This window comes from Prochlorococcus marinus str. MIT 9201 (assembly GCF_000759955.1).
GTDB lineage: Bacteria > Cyanobacteriota > Cyanobacteriia > PCC-6307 > Cyanobiaceae > Prochlorococcus_A > Prochlorococcus_A marinus_G.
The window spans coordinates 80,287-94,718 of record NZ_JNAL01000007.1; the positions used below are offsets into that span (position 1 = coordinate 80,287).

General features: G+C 32.8%; 12 protein-coding genes, 2 tRNA genes and 1 other RNA gene. 4 read left to right on the forward strand and 11 right to left on the reverse strand.

Annotated features, from left to right (window positions below; all coding sequences use genetic code 11):
- The first annotated feature begins 12 nt into the window (after positions 1-12).
- The gene (gene hemW, locus EU95_RS06690) at positions 13-1,236 is read left to right on the forward strand and encodes a radical SAM family heme chaperone HemW (RefSeq protein WP_032521662.1); all 1,224 of its coding nucleotides are present in this window, start codon (positions 13-15) and stop codon (positions 1,234-1,236) included.
- Here hemW and panB read toward each other — a convergent pair.
- Positions 1,229-2,002, reverse strand: coding sequence for a 3-methyl-2-oxobutanoate hydroxymethyltransferase (gene panB / locus EU95_RS06685; RefSeq protein ID WP_032521663.1), 774 nt, complete (start codon positions 2,000-2,002; stop codon positions 1,229-1,231). The genes hemW and panB overlap by 8 nt on opposite strands.
- A 47-nt stretch (positions 2,003-2,049) precedes the next feature.
- Between panB and ffs the strand changes: the two genes are divergently transcribed.
- Positions 2,050-2,146, forward strand: an RNA gene (gene ffs, locus EU95_RS09400) — signal recognition particle sRNA small type.
- Between the two features lie 16 nt (positions 2,147-2,162).
- On the opposite strand, the gene ftsZ is transcribed toward ffs, so the two are convergent.
- The 6 genes from ftsZ to EU95_RS06655 form a co-directional block, all read right to left on the reverse strand.
- Positions 2,163-3,272, reverse strand: coding sequence for a cell division protein FtsZ (ftsZ, locus tag EU95_RS06680; protein WP_032521808.1), 1,110 nt, complete (start codon positions 3,270-3,272; stop codon positions 2,163-2,165).
- A 179-nt stretch (positions 3,273-3,451) separates the two neighbouring features.
- On the reverse strand, positions 3,452-4,177 hold the full coding sequence (locus EU95_RS06675) for a cell division protein FtsQ/DivIB (RefSeq protein WP_032521664.1): 726 nt from the start codon (positions 4,175-4,177) through the stop codon (positions 3,452-3,454).
- Positions 4,174-4,584, reverse strand: coding sequence for a hypothetical protein (locus EU95_RS06670; RefSeq protein WP_032521665.1), 411 nt, complete (start codon positions 4,582-4,584; stop codon positions 4,174-4,176). Before EU95_RS06670 ends, EU95_RS06675 begins: the two co-directional genes overlap by 4 nt.
- 10 nt (positions 4,585-4,594) lie before the next feature.
- Positions 4,595-5,659 (reverse strand): D-alanine--D-alanine ligase family protein, encoded by a 1,065-nt coding sequence (locus tag EU95_RS06665; RefSeq protein WP_032521667.1) that lies wholly within the window; start codon positions 5,657-5,659, stop codon positions 4,595-4,597.
- Between the two features lie 11 nt (positions 5,660-5,670).
- Positions 5,671-7,065 carry a tRNA (N6-isopentenyl adenosine(37)-C2)-methylthiotransferase MiaB gene (miaB, locus tag EU95_RS06660; protein WP_032521668.1) on the reverse strand — a complete coding sequence of 465 codons (1,395 nt, stop codon included), beginning with the start codon at positions 7,063-7,065 and terminating at the stop codon, positions 5,671-5,673.
- A 72-nt stretch (positions 7,066-7,137) separates the two neighbouring features.
- A tRNA-His gene (locus EU95_RS06655) sits at positions 7,138-7,210 on the reverse strand.
- Between the two features lie 128 nt (positions 7,211-7,338).
- Here EU95_RS06655 and EU95_RS06650 point away from each other — a divergent pair.
- Both EU95_RS06650 and EU95_RS06645 read left to right on the forward strand, forming a co-directional pair.
- On the forward strand, positions 7,339-8,574 hold the full coding sequence (locus tag EU95_RS06650; RefSeq protein WP_032521669.1) for an amidohydrolase family protein: 1,236 nt from the start codon (positions 7,339-7,341) through the stop codon (positions 8,572-8,574).
- Between the two features lie 36 nt (positions 8,575-8,610).
- Complete coding sequence (locus EU95_RS06645; RefSeq protein ID WP_032521670.1) at positions 8,611-9,966, forward strand: FAD-binding oxidoreductase; 1,356 nt, start codon at positions 8,611-8,613, stop codon at positions 9,964-9,966.
- Here the strand turns inward: EU95_RS06645 and EU95_RS06640 are convergent.
- From EU95_RS06640 to murA, 4 genes are all read right to left on the reverse strand, one after another.
- Positions 9,963-11,195 (reverse strand): bifunctional folylpolyglutamate synthase/dihydrofolate synthase, encoded by a 1,233-nt coding sequence (locus EU95_RS06640; protein WP_032521671.1) that lies wholly within the window; start codon positions 11,193-11,195, stop codon positions 9,963-9,965. The genes EU95_RS06645 and EU95_RS06640 overlap by 4 nt on opposite strands.
- Positions 11,196-11,206: 11 nt before the next feature.
- Positions 11,207-12,382 (reverse strand): aspartate aminotransferase family protein, encoded by a 1,176-nt coding sequence (locus tag EU95_RS06635; RefSeq protein ID WP_032521672.1) that lies wholly within the window; start codon positions 12,380-12,382, stop codon positions 11,207-11,209.
- A 5-nt stretch (positions 12,383-12,387) separates the two neighbouring features.
- A tRNA-Leu gene (locus EU95_RS06630) sits at positions 12,388-12,469 on the reverse strand.
- Between the two features lie 528 nt (positions 12,470-12,997).
- Positions 12,998-14,368, reverse strand: coding sequence for a UDP-N-acetylglucosamine 1-carboxyvinyltransferase (gene murA / locus EU95_RS06625; RefSeq protein WP_032521673.1), 1,371 nt, complete (start codon positions 14,366-14,368; stop codon positions 12,998-13,000).
- Positions 14,369-14,432 lie beyond the last annotated feature (64 nt).

Genomic DNA, 14,432 nt, shown 5'->3' on the forward strand with positions numbered 1-14,432 from the left:
TGAATTTAAATTATGAATAAGTTTCCAAGAAGTGCTTATGTTCATATTCCTTTTTGCCATAGAAGGTGCTTTTATTGTGATTTTGCAATTATTCCATTAGGAAACAAAGTTGAAACTTTACAAGGTTATGGAAGCAAAACTGTTAAAGAATATTTGCACTTTTTATATAAGGAAATATTGTCAATTAAGCATAAATCATCTCTTTCGACAATTTATATTGGCGGAGGTACACCTTCAATTTTGCATCCCAAACAAATTAAAGAGTTAATTGATCTTTTTAAAGAAAATTATGGAGTTGACTATGGTGCTGAAATCACTATGGAGGTTGACCCGGCTAGTTTTAATAAGGATGATCTTTATGGATTCATAAATGCTGGGATAAATAGATTTAGTCTTGGAGTACAAAGTTTTAATAATCAGATACTTCAAAATTCTGGAAGAAGGCATTTGAGAGAAGATTCTGAAAAATCTTGTTTATGGTTGAAGGAAGTATTTGATTTTGGGTTAATAAGAAGCTGGAGCTTAGATTTAATTCAAAACTTACCATTTAGTGGATTTAAAGAATGGCAAGATGACTTAAAAAAAGCATTAATTTTTTCACCACCACATATATCTGTTTACGATTTAAATATTGAGAATGGAACTGTTTTTAAAAAATTGTTTAACTTAGGAAAATTAGAACTTCCAAGTGATGAAATAGCTTTTAGAAATAGTGAGTCAACTCATTTAATTTTAAAAAACTCAGGCTACTCAAGATATGAAATCTCAAACTATTGTCTGCCTAGGCATCAATCTAGACATAATAGAGTTTATTGGAGAGGTTTCGGTTGGTGGAGTTTTGGCCAAGGTTCCACTAGTTCACCTTGGGGGGAAAAATTGACTAGACCAAGAGTTAGTAAAGAATATAAAGAATGGGTAACTAAGCAATACGAAGTTGATTTAGATTCAACTCTCGTTAATATGGATTTTGTCTATAAAGAACTTGATGAGAAAATGATGTTGGGATTGAGACTTAAAGAGGGCTTAGATGTCTACGAGGTGTTTAAAGAACAAAACTGGAAAACCAAAAAATTTGAATATAACTTTTGTAAATTGCTTAAAGAATGGGAAAGATTTCTTGAAAGTGGGCTACTTATTAGAAAAGGGAATAGATTCTTTTTAAGTGAGCCCAAAGGAATGGACTTAAGCAATCAAATTCTTATTTCTATGTTTAAGTGGTGGGATGAGATTAATTAATCCTTTCTAAGTCTATCCATTCTTTTAATTTATCCTTAAATAATTTCTTCCCTTGAATAATCGGTTGGCAAAATGGTGGTTGATTATCATTAAGGCCTAATAAATCTGCAGTAACTCTCACTTGACCATCGCAATGATTACCTGCACCAATTCCTATTGTGGGAATCTTTAAGTTTTTTTGTATCTCTCTAGCAAGAAAATCAGGTATATGTTCAAGAACTATTGAAAAACATCCTAATTTTTCAAGAATAGAGGCCTCCCTCTTGATTTTTTCTTGACTATCTAAGCTTTCTCCTTGTTTCTTTAATCCTAGATTTAAATAGCTTTGAGGTGTAAGACCAATATGACCCATAACAGGGATTCCCATTCTTATTAATCTAGAAATAACTTTTTGTATCTCTGGTTCAGCCCCTTCTACTTTTACAGCTTTTGCATAAGTGCTTTGAATGATTTTCCCTGCATACTCCACAGCTTTATCCTCCCCACATTGATAAGTTAGAAAAGGCATGTCGGAAACTACTAAAGGTTGTTCTTCAACTTTCTTTTTAAACCCTCTCGTAACAGCATTAGTATGATAAATCATGTTTTCTAAAGTTAATGGCAATGTAGATTTGTATCCTAAACAGACCATTGCTAAAGAATCCCCTACTAAAACGAGATCAACATTAGCTTGTTCTGCTATGGATCCTGAAATAGAGTCCCATGCGGTTAATGCAATTATTTTTTGAGATTTTTCTTTATACTTAACGAGCTCTGAGGGTAACATAAGAATTTTATGTATCTTTTTTATTCGAGGATTGCTATTATAGCTTTGACTCGGCCTTTCGCGGTTTTAACGCCTAAACCTGGTCAGGACCGGAAGGTAGCAGCCACAAGGGATGCTTGAGGCAGGCGAGATAACCGAGTCACTCTATTTGCTTATTTATTTATATTTTTTTATTTTGCCTTAATCTCAAGAACTCAGGAATACTTGCTCCTGAATCTTTATTATCGGAAATATTATATAAGGGTTGATTCGACAATCTGTTTTTTATTCTTTGTTGATTTAAAGGTTGGTTTGTTTCAAATCCTGTAGCAATTACAGTTACTTGAATCTCGCCTTCCATAGCTTCATCTACAACTGCACCGACAATGATATTCGCCTCTTGATCAACAACATCATAAATAATTTCAGATGCGGAGGTCATATCCTCCAAAGTCATGTCTTTACCACCAGTAATATTAATAACGCAGCCCTTAGCCCCATCAATTCTAGCAGCCTCTAGTAAAGGACTATTCATCGCTGCTTGAGCTGCTTCTAGTGCTCTTGATCTTCCCGAACCAATACCAATTCCTAGTAGCGCAGTACCTGCTTCAGTCATAACTGATCTTACATCTGCGAAATCAACATTAACTAATCCTGGGCAAGTAATTATGTCACTGATACCTTTAACACCCATTCTTAAAACATCATCAGCATTTCTAAAAGCTTCTTGAAGTGGAGCTCCTGCTATAACGTCTTTTAATCGGTCATTTGGAATGACTATAAGAGTATCTACGTTTTCAGCTAGTCTTGCAATTCCCTCTTCTGCTTGACGCATCCTTCTTTTGCCTTCAAAAGAAAAAGGTTTAGTGACTATTCCTACTGTTAAGGCCCCACTTTGTTTCGCAACTTCTGCAACTACTGGAGCTGCTCCTGTACCAGTTCCACCACCCATTCCAGCTGCTATAAAAACTAGATCGGATCCCTCTAAAGCTTGCTGAAGCTCATCTCTAGATTCTTCGGCCGCTTTTTGCCCAATACTTGGATTTCCACCTGCACCTAAACCTCTGGTAAGGTTTTGTCCTAATTGAACCCTGCGCTCAGCTGAAGACTGTAGTAGTGCTTGTGCGTCGGTATTGAGGACTCTAAAGGAAACTCCTTCTAAATCGCTATTTATCATTCTGTTAACTGCGTTACTTCCACCACCGCCTACACCAATTACTTCTATTTTGGCGTTTTGACTTGGAAGAATTTCTCTCGATTGATCAAAGTTTGGATTGTTACCGAAGCTCATCTCTAAATAGGGATCTAAAACTAGTATTGGGTGCATTATGAACTTACTAAGCTCATCTGTAGGAATTTGTTGAGGAAAATCCTTAAAATATTTAATTGTTAAATATTTTGTTTTAAATGCTAAGCCCTCATCAACACTACAATAATTAAAAAAAATAATTCAAAATCTATTTTCAAATATTAGGGTTTGAACACTTTTATTTTTGGTTTATTTGGATTAGTAAGATCAATATTATCAATTTTTCTTGAAAAGCTATTTTTCTTAAATTCATTTTTTAGGTTATTGATTATTTCTAATTGATAGTTAATTAAATTTGGTTTAAATCCCAAGAATATTGTTTTTAAATCTTTTTCTTCAACAGTGAGAAACCCATTGGGTGAAAAAGTTATCTTAATTATTTCAAATTCATAATTCTCTTGAGCGATGAAAATTTCGGATAATATTTTTTTAAATTTTTCTTCCCATCCAAATACTTCTATCGTTAATTTGTCCAAATTTTTTTCTTCCGTATTTTGTTTATTTATAAAAATTCCATCTTTATCAATAAAGCCTAGTATTTTTTCTTCATTAAATATTCTCTCACCGTAGGCTATCGGAGTTCTTGTATTAACATGAACTTTCAAACCAAAAGGAAATATCTGTCTACTGACTGAAACATTTTTGAGAGATAAATTTTGTTTTAACTCTTTTTCTAAAAAATTAGTTTTAATAAAAATTAATCGGATCGGAAATTTTAAAGATGAATTATTTACTACATCATTCTGCGTAAATAATTCACTGCCAGAAATAATAATGTCTTTCATATCAACTTTTTTAAGAGTTTTTATAAATATTGAGCTTGTTAAAAATAAAAGTGAAATTAGAAAAAAAAAACTTCTATTTTTGATTTTTTTGTAGTTTTTCACAAATCACATCGAGCTTTTTCCATCAATTGCTCCATCCATTCTCTCGCTTGCTCTGCATCTGAAAATGGTACATCCATTTCTTTACCATTACCCACTAATCTCAATCTGCATTTACCTTGGGATTCACTTGTTAGAGGAGCTTCCCCTGAAGTAAGTGCCATTAATTCAACTAATTCAAGTTTCTTAATTATGAAGCTATCTTTTTCTTCAAATTTACCAGCCTCAAATTCGCTCCATCTTAATTCCCCATCTTTTAGAGATGCTGCACCAGAACTATCTAACTTACAAAGTTCAGAACCACTAGCCCAACTCCTAAAAAGATTTTGCCTTCTTCTTTCTAACCATCCAAGAGCAGTTAATAATACGAAGATTAAAAGTAATGGTAACCAAAGAAGTCCATGCAACATTTGATTTGAATTATAAATCCTGAGATATATCTACTAGTTTAGCCACAAGTTGTTCAATATTTAAACCTGAAGCTTTCCAAAGCATTGGGAACATACTTTTTTTTGTAAAACCAGGAATTGTATTTATTTCATTTAAAAAAATTTTATTTGAATATTTTTCTAAAAAGAAATCTACTCTTGCAAAACCGAAAACATTTAGTGCTCTACAGCTTTGAATAGCAATTTCTTTAATTTCTTTTGTGATTTTATAATCTATTTCGGCTGGGATAGTTATTTTATTATTTGAATAATATTTTGAATCGTAATCAAACCAATCACTTTCGTACTTTACTTCGCCTATCTCAGAGGTTAAGAGTTGTGTCTTACCAATTATTCCGCATTCAATCTCCCTTACTTCTAAACCTTCCTCCACTAAGATTCTTGGATCAATTGCCTGAGCCTTTTCCAATGCTTGCAATATTTCTGATTTATTTACAACTTTGGAGATGCCAAGAGATGATCCAGAGTTCGATGGTTTAACAAAAATAGGAAAATTTAATTTTCTTAAAATTTCATTAATTAAATTATTTTTTACTTCGTTATTGTTGAGATTTGGATTTTGAAAAACTAGATAATTAACCTGTGGAAGTTTAAAATTTGAGAATATTGTTTTCATCAATATTTTATCCATACCAAGAGCAGAACCTAAAATTCCACATCCGACTAAAGGTTTCTTTGTGAATCTTAGTAAGCCATGAATTGACCCGTCTTCACCATTAAATCCGTGTAAAAGAGGAAACCAAACATCAACATTTTGAAATTCAATTCCGTCTAGGAAGTTAATTTTTTCTTGATTAAAGACTCCTTGTTTTATTGTTTTGATTTCAATTTCACCAATTAGAATCTTTTCTGAAAGTTGACTATTCAGCCAATCTCCAAATTTGTTTATGTAAAAGGCTTTAACAGTAAAACGTTGTTTATTTATTTCTGAATTAAAGGCCTGAAAAACTGTTTTAGCAGAGGATATTGATACTTCATGTTCATTAGAATACCCACCAAATATTAATCCAATACACTTTTTCTTTTCCCCGATCATTAAAAAATAATTTATAAATAAAGTTCACCTGTTAAAGAAAAAGGTCTTGCTTCATTTATTTTGACATTTATCTCATCTCCCAATGAAAAGTTAAAGTTGATGTTATTTGGAATCTCTACGAAAGTTAATCTATTGGTTCTAGTTCTACCCATGATTTGCGAGGAATTCTTTGGATTTAAACCCTCAATTAAAACGCTTTCGATGTTATTGATGTATCTTTGATTTCTACTCTTTGCAGTTTTCTCGACCAAATAATTAATTTCCTGCAATCTGGCTTTTTTTACTTCCTCCGAAAGTTGATTCGACCAAAGAGCGGCAGGAGTATTTGGTCTTGGTGAGTATGCTGCTGTATTTACTTGATCAAATCCAATATCTGATATTAGTTTTAATGTATCTTGATATTGTTCTTCTGTTTCTCCTGGAAAAGCAACTATAGCGTCAGCTGTGATTGACGCTTCCGGCATTAATGTTCTTATGTTTTCGATAATATTTTTGTATTTTTTAATAGTATATCCCCTGGACATTTGCCTTAAGATTTCATCATTTCCACTCTGGAAGGGAATATGGAAATGTTCACAAACTTTATCAAGTTCATAACAAGCTTGAATCAATCTTTTTGAAAAATATCTTGGATGACTAGTAGCAAACCTTATTCTGCGAATTCCTTTAACATCATGAACATAATATAAAAGGTCAGTTAGAGTATTTTCTTTTCTCCCCTCTTTTGTAGTTCCTGGGAGATCTCTACCATATGCATCAATATTCTGACCCAAAAGAGTAACTTCTTTAAAATTATTATCAGCTAATTTTTGTATTTCACTTTTTATCGCATTTGGATATCTTGATTGTTCTTTTCCTCTAACAGAGGGTACTACACAATACGAGCATCTTTCATTACATCCATAAATGATATTAACCCAGCCACAAATGGAGCTTTCTCTTCTGGCACTTGTGATATCTTCAGAAATAAAGGTTTCTTCTGTGGCAGCAACTTGATTTCCTAAATCAACTTTCCCAAGAAGATTTTCAAGGTTGTTTACGTGTTGAGGCCCCATCACTAAATCAAGTTCTGGAACTCTTCTTAGTAAGGACTCTCCCTCTTGCTGAGCAAGGCATCCAGCAACAACAATCTTAAGACTAGGTGTCTTATGCTTCCTTTTTGCTTGTCTTCCTAGAAAACTATAAACTTTTTGCTCTGCATTATCTCTGATAGTGCATGTATTGTATAAGACCAAATCGGCATTTAATTCATGATCTGCTCTGGTATATCCCATTTTCTCTAATGTCCCTGCCATTCTCTCAGAATCAGCCTTATTCATTTGGCATCCAAATGTGGTTATCCAATAACTGGCAGTAGTTGAATTCTTTTGAGATTTTTTTTCGTCTGGTTTCGTTGTTGTTAGCACTTTGCTAGGAATTTTTTATGATTCTTTAATTCAAAATTACAAGTTAAATAATTTTGCTGCAATTTTTTTGAGGGCGAGCGAGGGGATTCGAACCCCCGAATAGCGGCGCCACAAGCCGCTGCCTTAACCACTTGGCGACGCCCGCCTCACATCTATAAATTTAACAACTTAAGGGTAATTTTTCATAGTAATTTATATCTTTTAGCTAAATTTGAATTATTTTATAATTCAGCAAAGTTTTCTAATGTTTTAAAATAAAAGAAAATTTAAAAATTGAGTAATTTTGACAAAGCTGAGGTTCTTATCCCCAGAAGCCTCTGTTTAATAGAAGATTTTGATAACCTCAATATTGATTCAGAGGGTTTATGTTCCGTTTCCATTGCTTGGGAGAATGGGATTGTTTCTGAGTTGAAATCTCTCAAAGATAAAGACAGTAAACCAAAACAAATACTATTTCCAAGATTTGTTGAACCGCATTCGCATTTTGATAAATCTTTCACATGGGAAGATTTTCCTAATCTGGAATCAAACTATGGAGGAGCATTATCAGTAAATCTTGAAGAACACAAAACTAGAACTACTGACAAGGTTCTTGAGAGAGTTAATAAATCATTAAAACTTGCCATAAAAAATGGATACCGCGCTATTAGAAGTCATATTGATACCTATAAGAGTCAATCGATTGAAATTTGGATTGAGCTTTTTAAATTACAAAAAAAAATTTCATTTGAGATAAGCTTACAATTCGTTGCTTTAGCTCCACTGGAATTCTGGGATACTTCTAGTGGAGAAGAGTTGGCAAAAATGTTTTCATCTCATGGAGGCATTTTAGGGAGTGTTATTGTTCCCCCTTTTAATAAAAAAGATACAAGCAAATTTCTTGCGAAGATGCTTCTTCTCGCGAGTAAATACAAATTAGAAATTGATTTGCATATTGATGAATCAGTTATTGAGCCTGGGGCAGGATTAAAAATTTTATTAGAGACAATCGAAAAGCTAAAAATTAAGAGTATTCCGATTACTTGTAGTCATTTGAGCAGTCTTATTTCTCTTAACCCCGGTGAGATTTTAAATTTAGGAGAACAAATGGCTGAGAAAAATATTAAGGTTATAGCCTTACCCTTGACAAATTTTTGGCTACTCAATCGAGACAATAAAAATACTTCATTAAAGAGACCAGTTGCGCCAATAAATCAATTACAAAAATCACATGTGGATGTATCTCTAGGGAGTGATAATGTGCAAGATCCTTGGTACCCATTTGGTAATTTTGATCCTTTTTACATGTTGTCTTGCGCTGTTCCTATGCTTCAACTAAATCCGTGGGAAAGAATGACTCTATCAGCTATTTTTTTAGCTCCAAGCAGATTATTGAACTTAAAATGGGATGGATTAATTAAAAAGGGTTGCCCTGCAGACTTTGTAATTGTAGAAGCACAAAGTTGGGCAGATGTTTTTTCGTGCTCTTTAAAAAGAAAAGTATTTATAAAAGGCGATTTATATCGCTAATCGACTAACTTATACATAAAACAAAAAAATTTATTAATGACATCAAATAATCCTACAATTTTAGAAAAATTTAAGGAAGTCAAAAACTTAGAGATTATTGAAAGCCAATCCGACTTAAAAAGACTTTCCAAAGATTTTTATAACTACTCTCCAATCCTTACTGAAAAATTAGATGGATGTATTGCTGATTTAGTAGTAAGACCAGGTGATCATAATGCGGTAAAAAAAGTAGCAGAAATTTGTTGGGAATTTTCTATCCCTATTACTCTGAGGGGTTCAGGTACAGGTAATTACGGACAAGCGGTCCCTTTGTTTAAAGGAGTTGTGATGCAGATGAGTTATTTTAATAAGTTAGAAGAATTTGATCCTGATACAGGTTTTGTGAAAGTACAAGCTGGCTGTGTTATGGGAGATTTAAATAAAAAATTAGAGAAATATGGTAGAGAATTAAGATTACTTCCTAGCACTTGGAAAACCGCTACAATCGGAGGCTTTATTGCCGGTGGATCGGGAGGTATTGGGTCGATTAAGTGGGGATTTTTAAGAGATCCAGGAAATCTTATAGGTTTAGAAGCAGTGACAATGAATGAAAAACCTGTCTTATTAAAATTTGATGCTGAAGAATCAGAACCTTTAAATCATGCTTATGGAACTAATGGAATTATTACTTCTTTAATACTTGCCACTGATATCAAACGTAAGTGGTATTCATTAGTTATCGACTGTATTGAATTTGAAAAAACTATAGAGATATTAAAAACTATAACTAGCGCTGCAGTTGACCTGAAACTTGGAGCAATTCTTGAAGAAGAAATTGTAGATCAAATGCCAACATGGTTTAGAAATAAATCTTTAAGTAATAAGATATTAGTCCAATCTACTCTTGGAGGAATAAAAACGATAGAGCTAATTTGTAAAAAATTCAAAGTTGAATCTACTCTCCTCGGGGAAGAAGAAAAACTCGTCAATGGAGTTTCTGAAGTCGTATGGAATCATACAACTCTTCATATGAGGTCTAGGGATAAAAATTGGACATATTTACAGATGCTATTGCCACAGAATAATGAATTAAAATTAATTAATTTTTTGAGAAAAAAATGGGGTAAAAAAGTTCTTTGGCATTTAGAGGCAGTTTCTCAGCAAGGAACACCAAGATTAGCTGCTTTGCCAGTATTAAAGTGGAATGGGCCGGAAGAATTAAATGAAATAATGGAAGATTGTAAGAACCTTGGTGCGTTTATTTTTAATCCCCATGTTTTAACGGTAGAAAGTGGTGGCCTTGGAGTGGTTGATGCTGATCAAGTAAAAGCGAAAATAAAATTTGATCCCAAGGGTCTACTAAATCCTGGAAAATTAGAGGGCTGGGCAATAAAGGAACAATTTAATATTTAACTGTTCTGTTTATTTGCAAATTTAATAAATTCAGCTACTAAAAAAATAGAACCTGTTAAAACAGGATGATTAGAGGGCCATTTTTCAAGGGCAAATAAATACTCAATGGCAAATTCAAATTTCTCAAACTCAATTATGTTCATACAATCAATTTCTTTAATCTGAGAGAGATCTTTTAATTGCCAACTAGGTTGGTTTGGGACTGGAACAAGTAATAGGTGATCATTTTTCTTTAGAAGTGTTTTTAATATTGCGTTCATATCTTTTTGTCTTTGGACACCTAAAATCCAATAAATTCCTTTTTCTTCATTCTCCCAATTGCTTCGCTCATTAGAAAGTGCTTTTGCGGCAGGATGATTGTGCGCACAATCTACAAGAATTTTTTTCTTTAAGTAATTTATTATTTCTAGCCTTCCTTTCCAAGTTGTATTCTTAAGACCTTCATAAATATATTTTTCTTTGATCTTAAAATCCAACTTATTTAGAGCTTCAATCGCTCCAACTGCAACTGAAGCATTTTGCTTTTGAAAAATTCCTTTTAATCCAAGCTGATAGCTGCTTGAAATTGAACCTTTCCAGATAATTTCTGCTCCAACTTCTTCAACTTTTTTGTTTATTAAATTTTTAACTAGACTGTTTTGGTTGCATGAGACGACAATTGAGTTTTTTTCAATAACGGCTAGTTTTTCCTTGGCAATTTTTTCGATAGTATCTCCAAGGAATTCTTTATGGTCTAAGCCAATATTACCAATAGCAATTATTGGTCTAGATTTATGGGCCGTTGTCGCGTCTAATCTTCCACCTAAGCCAGCTTCAAGAATGAGCAATTCAACTCTTTCATTGTCAAAAAAATTTAGTGCGCAGCAAATAATTTTTTCAAAAGGGGTCAATTCATATGTTGAAAAATTTTTTTCTATAAATCTATACATTCTTTCAAAATCAACTTTGTTAATATTTTTTTTATTAACACGAATCCTCTCACATATATCAAAAAGATGAGGAGATGTAGTTACACCAAAATTTTTCTTAGCTTCAAAAAGTATACTTTCTAAATACGCCGCGATTGATCCTTTCCCATTAGTTCCAATAATTTGTATCGCAGGAATATTCTTGCAAGGACTACCAAGTTCTTGAAGTACTTTTTTAATTCTTGATAAACCTAACTTAATGTTATCCCTTTCATATTTGGGAGATATTAATTCAAAAAATTTTAAATTTGTATTTTTCAAAATTTAAATTTTTAAAACTCTTCAAAAATTGAATTTAGTTTATCCAAAAGAATATTAATTTCTCTTCGAGATATAACTAATGGTGGAACAATCCTTACAACGTTTCCTCCTGCAGGTACTACAAGTAATCCTTTATCAAAAGCTTTTACCGTAATTTCTTTTGCATCAGCATAATTACTATTTATAACAAGACCTTGGATTAAACCTAGGCCTCTTTTCCCGTTAATAATATTTGGAAATTTTTTTGATAATCCTTCAAAACCAGCTCTTAATTCTTCCCCTCTTAGATAAACATTATTGATAAGATTTCTTCTATTTATTTCTTCTAATACAGTTAAAGCAGCCCTACATGCGAAAGGGTTCCCTCCAAAAGTGCTTGCATGATCTCCTGGAGAAAAAATATTAGCTTTTTCTTTTACCAATAGTGCTCCAATTGCATGCCCTCCTCCTAACCCTTTAGCAAGAGTGAATGCATCAGGTTCAATTCCTAGATTTTCATAACCCCACATTTTCCCGGTTCGAGCCACCCCACTTTGAACCTCATCTAAAATAAGAAGAGCATTATATTTATCACATATATCTCTTAAGCTTTTAAAAAATATTTTACTCCCAGGAATTACACCACCCTCTCCTTGTATTGGTTCAACCAACACACCTGAAATCTTTTGATCATTGTTCTCGCAGTCTTGAAATAATTTTTTTACCGAATCAAAATTGTTAAATTCAAAAAACTTAAACCCTTTCATCATTGGTTCGAAACCTTTTTGATATTTTGGCTGACCAGTTGCACTCAAGGCTGCCAATGTTCTGCCATGAAAGCTGGACTCTGCTGCGAGAATTATTGACTCTTTACCTTGATTTGTTATATTTCCAAATTTTTTAATTAATTTAATAGCTGATTCATTTGCTTCTGCACCACTGTTGCAGAAAAAAACGCTTTCAGCACAACTCATATTAGTTAAAGTTCTGCTTAATTGTTCTTGTTCTTCTATGTTATAGAGATTCGAGATATGTTGAATCTTTTTTAGTTGAGTTGATAACCTTCTTCTTAAAACTCTATCGCTATGCCCAAGACTACATGTAGCTATTCCCGCAACAGCATCTAGATACTTTTTATTTTTTTTATCCCAAAGCCAACAACCTTTTCCTTTTTTAAAGGATATATTGAATCTACTATAAGTATTCATCAAAGTGGGAGCGGTCGGACTTGAACCGACATACCCGAAGGTGCCGCATTTTGAGTGCGGTGCGTCTACCAATTCCACCACGCTCCCAAGGCTTTTGAATAATAATGAACTAATCAATTATAACAAAAATCATATTGTTGACTATGAGTTTTGCGGTTAAAAGTGACGGATAAAGATTAACTTAGGTGACAATTAAATTCTTTAAAAAAAACATAGAAACTTAATTTATTGACTTCCTAACAAGAAATAAGAAAAAATGAATTTTTTATACATTTTTGATACAAATATGTATCTTAAAGAGAAAAATATCATGTAGTTTGGATGAAAGCTTCATAGTTAGTAATATTATGTTATATTTTAATAAAAAAATTCAATGTCTAAAATTCAAGCAAAAAAATTATCTTTAAAATTCGTCCCGTACTTATTTATTGCTGTTGCTACATTGACAGCTTTTGGATCTAATGGTGGAACTTGGGTATGAATGAATTTAAATTCATTGGTTTAAATAAATTATGGTCTAACCGCTTTTTAGTGTTGTTGTTGTTATTTATTGGTTGTATTTCATTAATTAATATTGCTTATGTCTGAATTAACTCTCAAAAATTTTAAGTAAATTTAGGCCACTTTATACTTCTCAGTGTCTTCAGATTCTTTCCCACCCTTAAATTCACTTTGCGTAAACGTATTTTTATTAAACTCTCTTGTTATTTTGATACCTAGTATTTTTAGTTTTGATTCGAAATTTTCATAACCTCGATCCAAATGTTCTAAACCATAGATTTTACTACTACCTTTTGCAATTATCCCAGCAATTATTAATGCTGCTGATGATCTTAAATCCGATCCAACTAGATCCATACCATAAATTGTTTTAACTCCTTTAATGTGAGCTGTATTTTTACGCAATTTTATTCGTGCTCCCATTTTATTAAGTAAATGAATGTGATTCATTCTGTTTTCGAAAATTGTTTCTGTGATTTTTGATTTACCATTAGCAATTGTCATTAGAGCTGTAAATGGTGCCTGTAAATCAGTTGGAAAGCCTGGGAAAGGGGCTGTACTAATATCTACTGACTTGAGTTCTCGTGGATTGATTGTAATTGAATTTCCTTTAATGGTAATTTTACTCCCACTCTCTTGAAGCTTATTAGTAACCGCTTCAAGATGATGAGGAATCACAGGGGCAATGGTTATAGAGGAGGAAGTCGCAGCAGCAGCTATTAAAAAAGTTCCAGCTTCTATTCGATCTGGAATCACTTTATGTGTGCAACCACTAAGTTTATTAACACCGTCAATAATTATTTTTTCTTTCCCGGAGTCGTAGATTTTTGCCCCCATTTTATTAAGCATTTGGCATAAATCCTGTATTTCAGGTTCTCTTGCAGCATTCTCAATAGTAGTTCTTCCCTGCGCTAAAGTCGCAGCCATAACTAAAGTTTCAGTTGCACCTACGCTTGGGCACTTTAATTTTATATGGGTACCGTGCAGTTTATTTTTCTTTCCTTTTATTTTCGCTTTGACAATTCCTTCCTCAATAATAATTTCTGCTCCTAATGCTTTAAGTCCATTTATGTGCTCATCTATTGGCCTTGAACCAATATTGCAACCTCCAGGTAAGGGTACTTTAGCTTCTCCAAATTTACTCAATAATGGACCTATACAAAAAAAACTGGCTCTTAGTCCATTAACAAGTTCATATGGAAGTTCTTTAATAGAAATATTTTTTGAATCAATTTGTAATTTATTGTTTCTTTCTACTAAATTAACTCCTAAATTCTTAAGGATGTTGCCCATTTTTTCGATATCAGTAAGACGAGGAACATTCTTTAGAATTATTTTTTCATTAGTTAGTAGTGATGCTGCTAATAAAACTAAGGCCGAATTCTTCGCACCACTTATTTCAACGATTCCATTTAATTTGCCTTGGCCAAAAATCTTTAAATTTTCCGATTTAGGATATGACTTCTTTTTGCTTACGCAAATCATTAAGATTTAATTTATTAGATTCATGATGACAAACGAATATTATTAAGTCCACCTTATGTAACGT

What these genes read in the sequence shown, in the direction of transcription:
- ftsZ (WP_032521808.1), bottom strand. Translation starts at nt 3,272, where the DNA reads ATGAGCTTCGGTAACAATCCAAACTTTGATCAATCGAGAGAAATTCTT.
- hemW (WP_032521662.1), top strand. Translation starts at nt 13, where the DNA reads ATGAATAAGTTTCCAAGAAGTGCTTATGTTCATATTCCTTTTTGCCAT.
- EU95_RS06645 (WP_032521670.1), top strand. Translation starts at nt 8,611, where the DNA reads ATGACATCAAATAATCCTACAATTTTAGAAAAATTTAAGGAAGTCAAA.
- EU95_RS06635 (WP_032521672.1), bottom strand. Translation starts at nt 12,382, where the DNA reads ATGAATACTTATAGTAGATTCAATATATCCTTTAAAAAAGGAAAAGGT.
- murA (WP_032521673.1), bottom strand. Translation starts at nt 14,368, where the DNA reads ATGATTTGCGTAAGCAAAAAGAAGTCATATCCTAAATCGGAAAATTTA.
- EU95_RS06670 (WP_032521665.1), bottom strand. Translation starts at nt 4,584, where the DNA reads ATGTTGCATGGACTTCTTTGGTTACCATTACTTTTAATCTTCGTATTA.
- panB (WP_032521663.1), bottom strand. Translation starts at nt 2,002, where the DNA reads ATGTTACCCTCAGAGCTCGTTAAGTATAAAGAAAAATCTCAAAAAATA.
- EU95_RS06665 (WP_032521667.1), bottom strand. Translation starts at nt 5,659, where the DNA reads ATGATCGGGGAAAAGAAAAAGTGTATTGGATTAATATTTGGTGGGTAT.